Origin of the sequence: Planococcus dechangensis, assembly GCF_042654465.1 — a bacterium.
In the GTDB taxonomy this organism is placed as follows: domain Bacteria; phylum Bacillota; class Bacilli; order Bacillales_A; family Planococcaceae; genus Planococcus; species Planococcus dechangensis.
Map to the genome: position 1 here is coordinate 165,839 of NZ_JBHSGL010000005.1, position 15,653 is coordinate 181,491.

Annotated in this window: 15 protein-coding genes; 12 read left to right on the forward strand and 3 right to left on the reverse strand. The window is 47.9% G+C overall.

Going from position 1 to position 15,653, the window contains the following annotated elements; translation table 11 throughout:
* Positions 1-60 precede the first annotated feature (60 nt).
* From ACFO5U_RS03845 to ACFO5U_RS03865, 5 genes are all read left to right on the forward strand, one after another.
* Positions 61-1,356: a DEAD/DEAH box helicase gene (locus tag ACFO5U_RS03845; RefSeq protein WP_377276862.1), complete on the forward strand. Its 1,296-nt coding sequence runs from the start codon at positions 61-63 to the stop codon at positions 1,354-1,356.
* A gap of 11 nt (positions 1,357-1,367) precedes the next feature.
* Entirely contained in the window at positions 1,368-2,267 is a 900-nt protein-coding gene (locus tag ACFO5U_RS03850) for a deoxyribonuclease IV (RefSeq protein WP_377276864.1), read from the forward strand.
* A gap of 148 nt (positions 2,268-2,415) precedes the next feature.
* Positions 2,416-3,189, forward strand: coding sequence for a metal ABC transporter ATP-binding protein (locus tag ACFO5U_RS03855; RefSeq protein WP_377276866.1), 774 nt, complete (start codon positions 2,416-2,418; stop codon positions 3,187-3,189).
* The gene (locus ACFO5U_RS03860) at positions 3,182-4,036 is read left to right on the forward strand and encodes a metal ABC transporter permease (protein WP_377279447.1); all 855 of its coding nucleotides are present in this window, start codon (positions 3,182-3,184) and stop codon (positions 4,034-4,036) included. The genes ACFO5U_RS03855 and ACFO5U_RS03860 overlap by 8 nt, the downstream gene beginning before the upstream one ends.
* Positions 4,033-4,443, forward strand: coding sequence for a Fur family transcriptional regulator (locus tag ACFO5U_RS03865; RefSeq protein WP_377276868.1), 411 nt, complete (start codon positions 4,033-4,035; stop codon positions 4,441-4,443). Before ACFO5U_RS03860 ends, ACFO5U_RS03865 begins: the two co-directional genes overlap by 4 nt.
* 374 nt (positions 4,444-4,817) lie before the next feature.
* Here ACFO5U_RS03865 and ACFO5U_RS03870 read toward each other — a convergent pair whose 3' ends face one another.
* The 3 genes from ACFO5U_RS03870 to ACFO5U_RS03880 form a co-directional block, all read right to left on the reverse strand.
* Positions 4,818-5,405, reverse strand: a complete 588-nt coding sequence (locus ACFO5U_RS03870; protein WP_377276870.1) for a hypothetical protein — start codon at positions 5,403-5,405, stop codon at positions 4,818-4,820.
* 12 nt (positions 5,406-5,417) lie between these two features.
* Entirely contained in the window at positions 5,418-6,545 is a 1,128-nt protein-coding gene (gene ispG, locus ACFO5U_RS03875; protein WP_377276872.1) for a flavodoxin-dependent (E)-4-hydroxy-3-methylbut-2-enyl-diphosphate synthase, read from the reverse strand.
* A gap of 184 nt (positions 6,546-6,729) precedes the next feature.
* Entirely contained in the window at positions 6,730-7,239 is a 510-nt protein-coding gene (locus ACFO5U_RS03880) for a DUF1189 family protein (protein ID WP_377276874.1), read from the reverse strand.
* 171 nt (positions 7,240-7,410) lie between these two features.
* Between ACFO5U_RS03880 and ACFO5U_RS03885 the strand changes: the two genes are divergently transcribed.
* The 7 genes from ACFO5U_RS03885 to pstA all read left to right on the forward strand — a co-directional run bounded on the left by ACFO5U_RS03885 (position 7,411) and on the right by pstA (position 15,644).
* Positions 7,411-9,042 (forward strand): Na/Pi cotransporter family protein, encoded by a 1,632-nt coding sequence (locus ACFO5U_RS03885; protein WP_377276876.1) that lies wholly within the window; start codon positions 7,411-7,413, stop codon positions 9,040-9,042.
* Positions 9,043-9,124: 82 nt separating this feature from the next.
* Entirely contained in the window at positions 9,125-9,613 is a 489-nt protein-coding gene (locus ACFO5U_RS03890; protein WP_377276877.1) for a DUF456 domain-containing protein, read from the forward strand.
* Positions 9,614-9,727: 114 nt separating this feature from the next.
* The gene (locus tag ACFO5U_RS03895) at positions 9,728-10,336 is read left to right on the forward strand and encodes a superoxide dismutase (protein WP_377276878.1); all 609 of its coding nucleotides are present in this window, start codon (positions 9,728-9,730) and stop codon (positions 10,334-10,336) included.
* Between the two features lie 113 nt (positions 10,337-10,449).
* Entirely contained in the window at positions 10,450-12,624 is a 2,175-nt protein-coding gene (locus tag ACFO5U_RS03900) for a penicillin-binding transpeptidase domain-containing protein (protein WP_377276879.1), read from the forward strand.
* 183 nt (positions 12,625-12,807) lie between these two features.
* The gene (locus tag ACFO5U_RS03905; RefSeq protein WP_377276881.1) at positions 12,808-13,767 is read left to right on the forward strand and encodes a PstS family phosphate ABC transporter substrate-binding protein; all 960 of its coding nucleotides are present in this window, start codon (positions 12,808-12,810) and stop codon (positions 13,765-13,767) included.
* 70 nt (positions 13,768-13,837) lie between these two features.
* Complete coding sequence (pstC, locus tag ACFO5U_RS03910) at positions 13,838-14,764, forward strand: phosphate ABC transporter permease subunit PstC (protein WP_377276882.1); 927 nt, start codon at positions 13,838-13,840, stop codon at positions 14,762-14,764.
* 1 nt (position 14,765) lies between these two features.
* Positions 14,766-15,644, forward strand: coding sequence for a phosphate ABC transporter permease PstA (pstA, locus tag ACFO5U_RS03915; RefSeq protein WP_377276884.1), 879 nt, complete (start codon positions 14,766-14,768; stop codon positions 15,642-15,644).
* Positions 15,645-15,653: the final 9 nt, after the last annotated feature.

The window sequence follows — 15,653 nt, forward strand, 5'->3', positions numbered from 1 at the left end:
TCGCGTAAGACAGCCATTTTATGCTATAATAGCTAGAGCTTAAGGAGGGAACTATATCCCATGACAAAATTCAACGAATACAATCTCAAGCCATTTTTGCTTGAGGCGATCGAACAACTCGGTTTCAAAGAACCGACAGCAATCCAAAAGGAAATGATTCCACAAATCATGAGTGGAAACAGTGCCATTGGCCAGTCCCATACAGGTACAGGCAAGACCCATAGTTTTATCATCCCGATCATCGAGCGTATCGACGTGACAAAACAAGAAGTGCAAGCGGTCATCGCTGCGCCGACGCGTGAACTCGGAACGCAAATCTTCAACGAAATCCAGAAGCTGATCGGCGACTCCGGCATTGAAGTGAAATCATTTATCGGCGGAACGGACAAACAGCGTTCAATCAATAAATTGAAAACACAGCCGCATATCGTCATTGGAACACCGGGCCGTTTGAAAGATCTAGTGAATGAAAACGCCTTGCTCGTCCATACGGCGAAAGTGCTCGTAGTAGATGAAGCGGACTTGGCATTCGACATGGGCTTTATCGAGGAAATCGACCAAGTCGCAGGCAAAATGCGCGATGACTTGGAAATGTACGTTTTTTCTGCAACAATCCCAGAAAAACTTAAACCGTTTTTGAAAAAGTACATGGCATCCCCGGCGCACATCAAAATCGGTGACAAGCGCCCGACTGCTGACGGTCTGGACTTTTACTTGGTGCCGGTGCGCAGCAAGAAAAAAGTGGAGCGCTTGACTGAAATCATGGACATCATCAACCCATATTTGGCGATCATTTTCGTCAATACGCGAACCAATGCGGATTACGTCGCTGAAGAATTGTCGAAAAGCGGCCACCGTGTCGGTAAAATCCACGGTGATCTCGCACCACGCGAGCGCGTCAAGATGATGAAACAAGTGCGCGATTTGGAATATCAATACATCGTGGCAACAGATCTTGCTGCTCGAGGCATCGATATCCAAGGGGTCAGCCATGTCATCAACTATGAATTGCCGGAAGATCTTGAGTTCTTCATTCACCGCGTAGGACGTACGGCACGTGCAGGACTCAAGGGTGTGGCGATTACATTGTTCAGCCCAGAAGATGATGATGCGATTGTTCGCGTCGAGAAAATGGGCATACCATTCCAGCAAAAAGACATCGTCAAAGGCGAATTTGTCGATATGAAAGAGCGCCACAGCCGTAAAAAGCGTGTGCGCGCTGAAGATGCAACGGATGTAAAAGCGAAATCTATGGTCCATAAACCGAAGAGCGTCAAACCGATGTACAAGAAGAAAATGAAGTGGAAAATGGACGAAATCAAAAAAGCGGAACGTCGCAAAAACCGCAAAAAGTAAGGGGTAATCTCATGCTATTAGGGTCTCACGTCTCGATGAGCGGCAAGAAAATGCTTCTCGGCGCTAGCGAGGAAGCTGCTTCCTACGGCGCAAGTACATTTATGGTGTATACCGGCGCCCCCCAAAATACGCGCAGAAAACCGATCGAGGAACTGAACATCGAAGCGGGACGTGCGCATATGGCGGAACACGGACTGTCGAATATCATCGTCCACGCGCCGTATATCATCAATATTGCCAACACCACCAAGCCTGAGACTTTCGCGCTTGGTGTGGAATTCCTTCAAAAGGAAATTGAACGCACGGCGGCGCTCGGGTCCGAACAAATTGTCCTGCATCCAGGCGCTCATGTCGGAGCGGGCGTCGAAGCCGGCACACAAAAGATCATCGACGGTTTGAATGAAGTGCTGTCTCAGGATTTTCCGGTTAATATCGCCCTTGAGACGATGGCTGGAAAGGGCACAGAAATCGGCAGAAGCTTCGAGGAGCTGGCGGCGATCATCAACGGCGTCACTCACAACGAGCGCCTGTCGGTGTGCTTTGATACTTGCCACGTCCACGATGCCGGATACGATATCAAAGAGGATTTTGACGGAGTGCTGGCGGAATTCGACCGAATTATCGGAATCGACCGCTTGCAAGTGCTTCACATCAACGACAGCAAAAACGTGCGCGGTGCAGGAAAAGACCGTCACGAAAACATCGGCTTTGGTGAAATCGGCTTTGATGCACTCAACTCAATCGTTCATCACAAACAATTGATGCACGTACCGAAAATTTTGGAAACGCCATACGTCGGCCTCGATGCCAAAAACAAAAAGGCGCCGTATGCATATGAAATCGAGATGTTCAAACAGGGCAGCTTTGCACCTGAACACATCGAGAAAATGAAAATGCCGCTCGAATCATAACAGCATAAAACCAGTGCCTACAGGGCGCTGGTTTCTTTTTTGTGATGGATGCTGCACCGTAAAGCTCAAACGGTTTACAGACGCACGCAACTGCTCTATACTTTCTATAGTAAATCGTAATCATTCTTATTGGAAAAGGGGCGTCTCTATGGCAGCGCCATTAATTGATATTAAAGAAGTCAGCTATGAATATGAACAAACGACAGCACTCGACCACATTTCGATGAAAGTTGAAGAAGGCGATTTTCTAGCGATACTCGGCCCGAACGGCTCTGGCAAATCGACCTTGCTGAAAATCATGCTCGGCCTCATCCGACCAAGTGAAGGCAGCGTGTCCTTGTTCGGCATCGACTCGAAGCAATTCAAGCATCGTGAGTGGATCGGCTATGTCTCTCAAAAATCGAATTCGTTCAATTCCGCCTTTCCAGCGACGGTCTACGAAGTAGTAGCTGGTGGCTTAGCGAAAAAAACGGGATTGTTCCATAAACTGCCTAAAAACAACCGCGAGCAAGTCGAAGAAGCGCTGGACGCGGTCGGAATGAAACCGTTTATCAAACGCAGCATTAGTGAATTATCGGGCGGGCAGCAGCAACGCGTCTTTATCGCCCGGGCGCTCGTGGCCAAACCGAAAGTACTGATCCTGGATGAACCGACTGTCGGCATCGACGTACAAAACGTTCAATCCTTTTATGATATGCTCGCCGCTCTTAACCGCGAGCGCAAGATCACACTCGTGCTCGTGACACATGACGTTGATACGGTGACAGACCGCATCACGCACGTGGCGTGTTTGAACCAGACCATTCATTTCCATGGGTTTAAAGACCAATTGCATACGATGAGTGACGAAAAGCGTGAAGCGTGGTATGGGCATTCCGTCCGGAAAATCCATCACACGAAAGGAAGCCACAGCCATGCTTGAAGCGATTTTAACGTATGAATTCCTTCAAAATGCGTTCGCATCCGGCTTGATCATTGGCGTCATTGCGCCGCTGCTGGGCGTCTTCATCGTCGTCAGGCGCTTGTCGCTGATTGCTGACGCACTGAGCCACGTTACACTTGCCGGCATTGCCGGAAGTCTGTACTTAAGCCAAAGTGTCGGTGCGCTCGCCTTGTTGAATCCGCTTTATCTCGGAATAGCTTCCTCTGTCATGGGTTCGATGCTCATCGAGCGCTTGCGCAGTGTCTATAAGCATTACGAGGAATTGGCGATTCCCATCATTTTGTCTGCGGGAATTGGCTTTGGGGCCATCTTTATTTCCCTGGCAGAAGGGTTTTCGAGCGATTTATTTGGCTATCTGTTCGGTACAGTTTCCGCCGTCAGCCGTCAGGACCTGTATATTGTCGCAGGCATTGCCGTCATTGTGCTGACGTTTATCCGCATCTTTTTCAAGGAATTATTCGTTCTGTCATTCGATGATGAATACGCACGGGCATCTGGCTTACCTGCGAAATGGATTCATTTTCTGTTTATGATTGTCACCGCGCTGGTCATCGCCGGATCGATGCGCATCGTCGGGATTTTGCTCGTATCATCACTGATGACCATCCCGGTTGCGACGGCGATGAGGCTGGCTAAAAGTTTCAAGCAGACCATTTGGCTGTCGATCCTGTTCGGGCAAATATCAGTCATCACCGGACTGGTCACCGCGTTCTACTTTGATTTGGCACCGGGCGGCACGATCGTCGTCACATCCATCGGCATTTTAATGATCGTTCTTGCTTACCGGAAAATCTCGTTATCCAAGAGAAGGGGGGCTACCGCATGAACTTGAATAAAGCATGGGGCATCCTGAAACAACAAGGTTTTAAAGAAACGACAAAGCGCAATCAGATTTTGGAAATTTTTTCGAAGGACGAACGATATTTGACTGCACGGGATATACTCGACGTTATGCAAAAAGACTATCCGAGCATGAGCTACGATACTGTTTACCGTAATCTCGCGACCTTCGTTTCTCTAGACATACTAGAGGCCACGGAATTGTCGGGCGAAAAACATTTCCGCATGCATTGCGAGAGCGACCATCACCACCATCACTTTATCTGCATGGACTGCGGAAAGATCAAAGAAATTCCGTTATGCCCAATGGACCTATTGGGTGCTGCTTTGCCAGCTTACGAGATCGACAACCACAAGTTCGAAATCTATGGCAAATGTCCGGAATGTAAATAATAACCTACAAAAAAGGAACCATCAGCTTGTTGATAAAGTCAGTTTATATTTGAACGCCTATTAGTGAATCGGAAATATTTCCATTACTACTTGGTTTTATAGGCCATTTCACTAAGCAAGAGGGCCATTTTCTTGATGTTTTGTGCGTTAGCGGTTAGATACGCTGGTTCACTGGAATTGAGTAGTTAAAAAAATGCCAGTGAAGCGGCTGAGGCCGTGCCCGCGGAAAGCGACCGGCTGGAGCGAAACGCAAAAAAGCTGCCGAAGTTTCTCGACAGCCTGAAGGAACCATCAGCATCTGCTGATGGTTCCTTTTGTTTGTAAAATTTATTTTTGGAAAAAAAAAGAGTGCAAGCTAGGCTTGCACTCTCATTTTATCGTTTCAGCATTTCCTGCTGAACACCGAATTCTTTTTTTACCCATTGCTCGGCTTCTAGCCAATCGTAGACGCGGACCACTTTATTCGGAACCGGTTCGCGGTTATAGGGTGTATCGAACAAAATGACCGGAATGTCGAGTTCTTCTGAAATCTCGACGGCATTATCGTGTTTGTCTTCAAAAAACAAATCGACATTATGCTGTTTTGCGGTGCTGATTTTTTTATGTGTGCCAATTAAATCGATGTGGTCATAGGCGAGCGCATGTTGTTCGAACCAATCGAATGTGACGTTTCGAACGTCAGCTCCGCGTGCAGAGATGAAATATAATTCGTAGCGGTCTTTCCAGTTATTGATGATTTGCTTGGCATCTTTCGAAATAGGGGAAGATGCGTAAATTTTCGGTTCGTGCTTTTTGAACCAGGAATAAAATTCTTTTTTATCGAGCTGCGGCAAAGCAGCCGTCAAATCGTATTCACGGATATCTTCTATGGTCAGTTCACTGCCGAACGCTTCGTTGATGTGCGGGATGAGCGATGTCGGGCAAGTGACGGTGCCATCGATGTCTATGCCAAAACGATACATGCAATCACAACCTTATACTTGTTGTTGTTCCAATTCTTGTTGCTTTTTTTCTGCTGCTTGCTTGGCGAAATATTCTTCCGCCAATTTGTCGATTTCCATTTTCAGTTCATCGACCATTGTTTCTTCAGGCACTTTGCGAACGGTTTTCCCGTGCATGAACAGCAGCCCTTCGCCGCGTGCGCCGGCGATGCCGATATCGGCTTCGCGTGCTTCACCCGGTCCGTTTACAGCACAGCCTAACACTGCCACTTTCAACGGTGCTTTAATGTGGGAGATGTATTCTTCCACTTCATTCGCGATGGTGATCAAATCGATTTCGATGCGCCCGCAAGTTGGGCAAGAAATAAGTGTTGCAGCATTAGAGGACAAGCCGAACACTTTCAGCATTTCGCGTGCCACTTTGACTTCCTCTACAGGGTCCGCGCTCAAAGAGACGCGCAACGTGTTGCCGATGCCTTTTGCAAGCAATGCGCCAAGACCGGCTGCACTTTTGACAGTTCCCGAGAACAATGTGCCGGATTCTGTAATGCCAAGATGGAGCGGATAATCGAATGCTTTTGAAGCTTTTTCGTAGGCTTCGACTGCCAGGCTGACATCTGATGCCTTTAAAGACACGATAATGTCATGGAAATCAAGGTCTTCTAGGATCTTGATGTGGTGAAGCGCAGACTCGACCATCCCGTCTGCAGTCGGATAACCGTATTTCTCCAGAATTTTACGTTCCAGTGAACCGGCGTTGACACCGATGCGGATTGGGATGCCTTTTGCTTTACAAGCATTGACGACCGCTTCAACTTTTTCGCGGCGCCCGATGTTGCCCGGATTGATGCGGATTTTATCCGCGCCTTGTTCAATGGCGATCAACGCCAATTTGTAATCGAAATGGATATCGACGACGAGCGGGATATTGATGCGCTTTTTAATATCTCCGATAGCATAAGCTGCGCGCTCATCAGGGCAAGCGACGCGGACCACTTGGCATCCGGCTTCTTCGAGGCGGAGAATTTCAGCGACGGTCGCTTCGACGTCGTGTGTTTTAGTTGTGGCCATACTCTGTATGAATAATTCATTGCTGCCGCCGATCGTTATATCTCCGACTTTGACGGGGCGCGTTTTTGAACGGTGAGTCATTTCACTCATGTTAAAAATCTCTCCTTTTTGTGAGTTTCCGGTCATCCGGACTGTTCACTCAGCTTCCTTGTGCACGAAACTACCGTGCCATTAAATTTCTATTGCCTATAGCCATTTTAGCAGTGTCTGCTTTGAAAAGACAAGAAAGACGGCTGTAGGGGGCTGATTCTTTACATCTATGCAACAAAGCGGCTTATTTTTTGGCAGGTGGTGCTTTCGGATAGAAGCGTGCTGCACTATATAGAAGGTAAAGTGTCCACAAACTGGTGAAGAACGAGAACCACAAGCTGCTGGCCCAAAAGCTGAGTGCATAGGCTGCAATAGTCGGCACGGTGACGGCCAGTGCTGCTGTGCGCCACATATGGCGATATTCCCCGCGGCGCTGGAGCAATTTGAGGAACCCCAAACCGATTGCAGCGAAAGCGCTTATTTTGATGAAATGATAAATCGTCGTCGATACAAACAAAAAGACCAGCGCAAATGGGTATAAGAGCCATTCGATTTCTTTGATGAATTGCAGCAAGCCTTCCAATTCAGAAGAACTTGAGCCGATGCCAAGTGTAAACTCGACGAATGACGCCAATGCCAATAGCGCAACGAACAAAAAAACGAATTTCATAATGCGGCCGATCGGCATGATTCGGACGGCGGCGCGCTTTTTCGGCTCCATGAAACTGGCAATGAATAATTGGTATAAAGTCACAGCTAATCTTCCTTTCCGGTTGTAGTGTAATCGTATCACGCCAAAATGGGAAAATCCCATTCTATTGTTACGGGAATGTAAATTTTCAAAAAAGGTGTTTACAATTACTTAGAGAACTCTACATAATAGGTGAGGTGTGATTACGTTATAATTAGGAGTTGAATGTGAATCGTGGAAATGAACTGGCAGGAGATACTCTTCTCCTTTGTAGGAGGACTTGGTGTTTTCCTCTTCTCAATCAAGTATATGGGAGACGCTTTGCAAAAAGCTGCAGGCGATAAATTGCGGGACATCTTGGATCGCTTCACGACCAATCCATTTATGGGTGTGCTCGTCGGTATTATCGTAACGATCTTAATCCAGTCGAGCTCAGGGACGACCGTTATCGTCGTCGGGCTTGTAAGTGCCGGCTTCATGACGCTTAGACAAGCGATCGGCGTGATCATGGGCGCGAATATTGGAACGACCGTAACGGCGTTCATTATCGGGCTCGACGTCGGTGCGTATGCTTTGCCGATTATGGCAGTAGGTGCGTTCATGATTTTCTTCTTTAAGAAAAACCAGATCCAAAACATCGGCCAAGTCGTCTTTGGCTTTGGCGGTTTGTTCTTCGGGATGGAGACAATGAGCGGGGCAATGAAGCCTTTGCGCGAGTTGCCTGCATTTATCGACATGACCGTCAATTTGAGCGAATTCCCTATTCTTGGCGTGGCAGTCGGAACCCTTGTTACCTTTATCGTGCAAAGTTCCAGCGGTACAGTTGCCATTTTGCAGGGGCTTTACGCAGAAAACCTGGTCACGCTCGATGCGGCCTTGCCGGTTCTTTTCGGTGACAACATCGGGACGACCGTAACGGCGGTTCTGGCAGCGCTCGGAACTTCCATCGCTGCTCGCCGTGCAGCAGCTGTGCACGTGCTGTTCAACTTGATCGGCTCTGTCATCTTCTTAATTTTGCTCGTGCCATTCACCGCTTATGTGGAATGGATTGCAGCAGTACTTGATTTGGAAGCGAAAATGCAAATTGCCTTTGCCCACGGGACGTTCAACGTCGCGAACACGATCATTCAATTCCCATTGATCGGTGCATGGGCATATCTGGTCACCAAAGTTATTCCGGGTGATGAAGTGCTTGTTGAATTCAAGCCGAAGCATTTGGACAAAAACTTTATCGAGCAGTCGCCATCGATCGCACTTGGGCAAGCGAAAGAAGAAATCTTGCGCATGGGTAAATATTCAGTCCAAGGTTTGGAAGAAACATATGAGTATTTGAAAACAAAAAATAAAAAGAATGCCGAAATGGGCTATCAATTAGAAGACGCCATCAACAATCTCGACAGCAAAATCACCGATTACTTGGTGCTCATTTCAGCTGAATCGATTTCAGCGGCGGATTCAACGCGTCATACGATGTTGATGGAAACCGTCCGTGATATCGAACGCATCGGCGACCATTTCGAAAACATCATCGAATTGATCGATTATCAGGAGACGAACAAAGTGAAATTGACTTCTGATGCGATGGAAGATTTGGATGAAATGTTCACATTGACCATTGCCACCGTATCGAAATCACTGGATGCACTCGACACAACTAGCCATGAGTTGGCGCGTGAAGTGGCAGAGCAAGAAGATTTAATCGATAAAATGGAACGCAAATTCCGCAAAAAGCACATCCTTCGCTTGAACGAAGGCGCATGCTCAGCGCAAGCCGGCATCGTTTTCGTCGATATTGTCAGCAACTTGGAGCGCGTCGGCGATCATGCCGTAAATATCGCAGAAGCCATTTTAGGCAACCGCGCATAATCTGTACTCCCTTTCATCCTTTACATTTCCTTTAATGTAAGGCACGATGAAAGGGAGTTTTTATATCGAAAAAGGAGGGCGAATGATGCTTGAAATTGTCGGTTGGGTGTTCATTTTGCTGTTTTTCGCCATCGGGTTTATCGGCCTGGTCTATCCTGTCATTCCTGCGTCATTGTTTATTATCGGAGGTTTCTTGATTTATGGCTTGTTTTTCAGCTTCGCGGATTTGCCGTGGTGGTTCTGGCTTATTGAAATCTTGTTTGTGCTGTTGTTGTTCGGTGCAGATTTCTTGGCGAATGTCATCGGCGTGAAGAAATTCGGGGGCTCGAAAGCGGGCTTGTGGGGGAGTACCATAGGTTTGATTTTCGGTCCGTTCATCATCCCGTTCGCCGGCATCTTGATCGGCCCGTTTGCAGGTGCCATCATTGCTGAATTGGTCGTCAATCGGTCGTCGATCAAAAACTCGATCCGCTCAGGAGTCGGTTCGGTCATCGGCTTTATCACTTCAGCCGTAACGAAAGGCATCATTCAAGCGATCATGGTTGGCCTGTTCTTCTGGGTGATCCTCTAGCTTTCTCCGACTTAGGTCTGAAAAGCACATAACACTAGACTTAATGTTTGTGTCGTTCTGAAAATTTTGATACGCTAACAAAGTAGAACAATAGACTCAAGGAGGAATTTAATCATGGCATACGAATTACCGGAACTACCTTACGCGTACGATGCATTGGAACCACACATCGACAAAGAAACGATGAACATTCACCACACAAAACACCACAACACGTACATCACGAACGTAAACGCTGCTTTGGAAGGTCATGATGATCTCGCTTCTAAATCAATTGAAGAGTTGATCTCGGATTTGAATGCAGTACCTGAGGACATCCGTACAGCTGTCCGCAACAACGGCGGCGGACACGCTAACCACTCGCTATTCTGGCAATTGTTGTCACCTAACGGCGGCGGCAACCCACAAGGTGCAGTGGCAGACGCAATCAACAGCAAATTTGGAAGCTTTGACGAGTTCAAAGAGAAATTCGAAGCTGCCGGCAAAACGCGCTTCGGTTCTGGATGGGCTTGGCTAGTCGTTTCTAACGGCGAACTTGAAGTAACGTCAACGCCAAACCAGGATTCTCCACTATCTGAAGGCAAAACGCCGATTCTTGGAGTAGACGTTTGGGAACATGCCTATTACTTGAAATACCAGAACCGCCGCCCGGATTACTTGGCAGCATTCTGGAATGTAGTAAACTGGGACGAAGTGTCCAAGCGCTACGAAGCTGCTAAATAATTGTTAAATATTGAAACCCGAACACACACTTTTTCGTCTGAAAAAGTGTGTGTTTTTTTATGTCCGGTGCTATACTAGCATTTGGATATTTCATTGAAAGGAGCTACGCGCTCATGAAAACCCCGCAAAAACGGCGTGTCTCGCTGGCCAAGTCAAAACTTCAAGCCAACACGACATTTCGGATGAACATTTTATTTTTTGTCATTTTTCTGTTGTTTTCTGTGCTCATCCTGCGTCTCGGGTATTTGCAGATCGTTAAAGGGGAAGATTATTCCCGCGCCATTGCACGTACCGAAGAAGTAGCGGTCAATACGAGCGTTCCGCGTGGACGGATTTTTGATTCGGCAGGGCGCCTCCAGGTAGACAACGAGCCGGTCAACAGCATCACCTATACGGCGATGCAAACAACAAAACGCGACGAAATGCTCGAAGTTGCAACAGAACTTGCGAAATTGATCGAGAAAGATACTGATAAAGTGACTTTGCGCGATAAGCAAGACTTTTACATACAATTGAATATGGAAAGCGCGACAGAGAAAGTCACGGCTGAGGAACGCGCCGCAATCGATGCTGAGGAAATTCCCCAGAAAGAGAAGCAACAAAAATTGGATGCATTGATCCGCGAGAAAATCACCGAAGAAGAGTTAGCAAGTCTAGAAGGCGAACAGCTGGAAATATTGGCGATTTACCGTGAGATGACGTCGGGGTATGCTCTGTCTCCACAAATCATCAAAAGTGAAGGCGTGACGCCGGAAGAGTTTGCGCAAGTATCAGAACGCTTGACTGATCCAAAACTGGCAGGAGTCAATACGGTGACAGATTGGAAACGGGTGAAGATGACCGACTTGACAATACTCGGCAGCACGACCACACCGGACCAAGGCATACCAGCGAACAGGCTCGACTATTATTTGAGCCGCGATTACTCGCGCAACGACCGTGTCGGCACAAGCTTTTTGGAATTGCAATACGAAGATGTGCTGCAAGGGCAGAAATCCATCGTGAAAAACGTCACAGACGGACGCGGCCGTGTCATTGAAACGATACCTGTAGAGGATGGGGAGCCTGGAAAAGATTTGGTGTTGACGATCGACAGCGAGCTGCAATATGAACTCGAACAAATCGTCGAAGACAAATTGGTGGCCTTAAAAGCCGGGCCGAACTCGCAACTTGTCAAAGATGCCTATTTGGTTATGATGAACCCGCGTACCGGTGAAGTGTTGTCGATGGTCGGCAAGCGCATTGGGAAAGACGGGGACGGCAAGCAAGTCGTCAACGATTACGCATTCGGCACATTTACGGCTGCCCATGAAATGGGCTCAACCATTAAAGGTGCAACGCTGTTGACAGGTTATGCAGAAGATGCTGTGGAAATGGGCGAAGTGCTGATTGACGAACCATTGAAGTTCGCCGGCACGGCGCAAAAAAACTCGATCTTCAATACGGTGCTGTTCAACCGCATGCAAATGAGTGATTTGATGGCGATTGAGCGCTCATCGAATGTATATATGTTCAAAATCGCGCTCAAGATAGCCGGCATGGAGTATCAATACAACCGCGGCCTGCGCATCGACCCGGAAAGCTTTGAAGTGCTGCGCAACTCGTTTGCCCAGTACGGCCTAGGGACTGCGACCGGCATCGACTTGCCGAATGAAGGCACCGGTTATCTCGGTGGCTCGACACCGGGAGGAAAGCTATTGGACCTTGCGATCGGACAATTTGATACCTATACGCCAATGCAATTGGCACAGTATATTTCAACGATCGCCAACGACGGTTACCGCATGCAGCCTCATGTGGTCAAAGAAATCCGCAAAGCGTCGCAGGACGGCACAACGCTCGGACCGATCGAAACAGTGATCGAACCGAAAATCCTGAACCGCATCAACAACACGCAAGAGGAAATTGACCGCGTCCAGGAAGGCATGCGCAATGTGTATATCGGCGGATCCGGTTCAGCGCGTGCTCAATTTGCCGACACGCCATACACGGCTGCTGGCAAAACAGGAACAGCAGAAGCTTATTTTTATGAGCGAGATCACGAGTTGCACGGCACGGTGAATGTCAACATCGCCCATGTCGGGTTTGCTCCATACGAAAATCCGGAAATCGCTTATGCGGTCGTCATTCCTTATGTGACGACGAATCCAAAAGAAGTCCCAAGAACAAATAATGAAATTGCCCGTGCTGCTGCCGATAAATACTTCGAGCTGAAAGCACAGCGCAGTGAAGACGATACGAATAAAATCCAACCGCCATTTAGCGGCACACGCATTGATGAAGACTAAACTTACTAATATTGAAGAGTTGCAGCAAAAAAATCCTGAACAAGGATTTGTGCTGCGGCTCTTTTTTATTTTGTCTGGGACTTATGCCATTTACAATTTCTTAACAATGGCTTCATATGTCCTCAACAAAGCGGGAGTATAGTTGGTTTTGTAAACAACATATCATTTAGGGGGAAAACACAAATGAGAAACTGGAAATTCGCAATGGCGTCAACTATTCTTGGATCGGCTTTAGTACTTGGAGCGTGTGGCAGCACAGAAGAGGAAACGGCTACAAGCGGCACAGCAGATTCGACTTCAGATGAGGCGGCAGCTTTAGAAGGTTCAGTCGCAGGTGACGGTTCTTCCACAGTAGCGCCGATTTTAGAAGGTCTTGTAGAAGAATACGCGGCAGTACAACCGGACGTCCAAGTAACGGTTGGCGTTTCAGGAACAGGCGGCGGATTTGAAAAATTCGTCCAAGGCGAAACAGCTTTCTCGAATGCTTCTAGACCTATCAAAGAAGAAGAAGCAGCAAGCCTTGAAGAAGCGGGCATCGATTATACAGAATTTCTCCTTGCGTATGATGGGCTTTCCATTGTCGTCAACCAGGACAATGAATTTGTTGAAGATTTGACAGTCGAAGACCTGAAAAAACTATGGGTAGAAGATGGCACCTCAAAAACATGGGCAGACATCAACCCGGAATGGCCGGATGAAGAAGTGGTGTTCTATGCACCGGGTACAGCATCGGGGACATACGATTACTTTAACGAAGTCATCCTTGAAGACGAGGACATCGTCGAATCCGCGACATTATCAGAAGATGACAACACACTCGTTCAAGGCATCCAAGGCGATTCGAACGCAATCGGATTCTTCGGCTATGCTTACTATGTTGCCAACCAGGATACCTTGAAAGTCGTAACAATCGACGGTGTTGAGCCGAACGCTGAAACAATCGAGTCCGGTGAATATTCACCGCTATCACGCCCGCTCTTCACGTATGCGAGCAACGCCGAAGTGGCGGACAATGACGCAATGTACGATTTTATGAAATTCACGCTGGAAAACTCAGGCGAAATGGCTGAAGCTGTCGGATATGTGCCGCTTTCAGAGGAAGATTACGATAAAGGCTTAGCGGATCTTGAGGCATTAAAATAATCAAGTTGCAAGTTCAGTCTTAGGGTGAGCAGCTCCTGCTCACCTTTTGCGGTTGAAAGGGGATTCCAATATGGGGACATCGGTCCAAGATATGATTGCAAAATCAAACGATAAAAAAAGTAAGAAAATCATCGAAAAGCTCATTCCTTTTTTGTTGTTTCTGATCGCTTCCGTTTCAGTTTTGACGACGATCGGAATCGTGTTGACTTTGATTATTGAAACGATCACGTTTTTCACGAGAGTGCCGTTCACTGATTTCATTTTCGGTACCACCTGGCTTCCTTTCTCCAACACAGAAGCCCGTTTCGGCATTTGGCCGCTTATCGTAGGCACACTGAAAATTACAGGAATCGCCATTGTGGTCGCAGTGCCGATCGGAATATCCGCTGCAATTTATTTGAGCGAATATGCGTCAGACAATGTGCGACGCGTCGTCAAGCCTGTGCTTGAAGTGTTGGCTGGCGTTCCGACGATCGTCTACGGCTTTTTCGCTTTAACATTCGTCACACCTGTGTTGCAAAGCTTTTTCCCTGAGATCAAGATTTTCAATGCAATTTCGCCAGGTATCGTTGTCGGCATTATGATCATCCCGATGATCGCTTCGCTGTCGGAAGACGCCATGTCTTCCGTACCGAAGAGCATACGCGACGGAGCGCTGGCGATGGGCTCGACAAAATTTGAAGTGGCTTGGAAAGTGACCGTGCCTGCAGCATTATCAGGAATTATCGCTTCAGTTGTCTTGGGCTTGTCCCGTGCAATCGGTGAAACGATGATCGTCTCCCTTGCGGCAGGATCCACGCCGAAGTTCGATGGCGACTTTACCGGTTCAATCCAGACGATGACAGCGTATATTGTCCAAGTATCGAAAGGAGATGCCGGCTATGGAACAACGATTTACTACTCCATCTATGCGGTCGGTTTCACCTTATTCCTCTTTACGATGGCGATGAATATACTGGCCGGGTATATGTCCAAACGTTTCCGGGAGGAATATTAAAATGAGATATATTGAACAGGAAAAAGTCGTCCGGCGCATGAACGGCCGGATGATCGTTAATCGCATATTCCAAGGGTTTTTCATGTTTGCGACTGCGCTCGCACTGCTCGCGCTTGTCATATTGCTGTACCGGATCGTCAGCCAAGGAGCGGGGCATCTGTCGCTCGACTTTCTCACTAACTTCGCCTCTAGATTCCCGGACCAGGCCGGCATCAAAGCGGCGCTTGTCGGATCGATCTGGCTCATGGCGGTTGTGGCTCCAACGTCGATGATTCTAGGAGTAGGATCTGCTCTTTATTTAGAGGAATACGCAAAAAAGGGGCGCATCACGAGTTTCATTCAAATGAACATCGCCAATTTGGCGGGAGTGCCATCGGTCGTCTTCGGACTTCTCGGCCTCACCATTTTCGTACGGGCATTGGCACTTGGAAACAGCATTCTGGCTGCCGGATTTACGATGAGCTTGCTGATCTTGCCGGTCATCATTGTCGCATCGCAAGAAGCGATCCGTTCGGTGCCGGGTGAATTGCGCGATGCCTCTTACGGAATGGGCGCAACAAAATGGCAAACAATCGTGCGCATCATTTTACCGGCGGCTATCGCCGGCATTTTGACAGGAAGCATCTTAGCCTTGTCCCGTGCCATCGGTGAAACGGCACCGCTCATAGTTGTCGGCATTCCGGTCATCATCCAATTCCTGCCGGTTGGCGTCATGGATACATTTACCGCACTGCCGATGCAGATTTACGACTGGTCGAGCCGTCCGCAAGCTGAGTTCCAAACCGTTGCAGCAGCTGGCATCATCGTCTTGATGGTGGTCTTGCTATTCATGAATTCCATCGCGGTCTTCATTCGGAACAAATTCGATAAATCTTATTAAAGTATCATG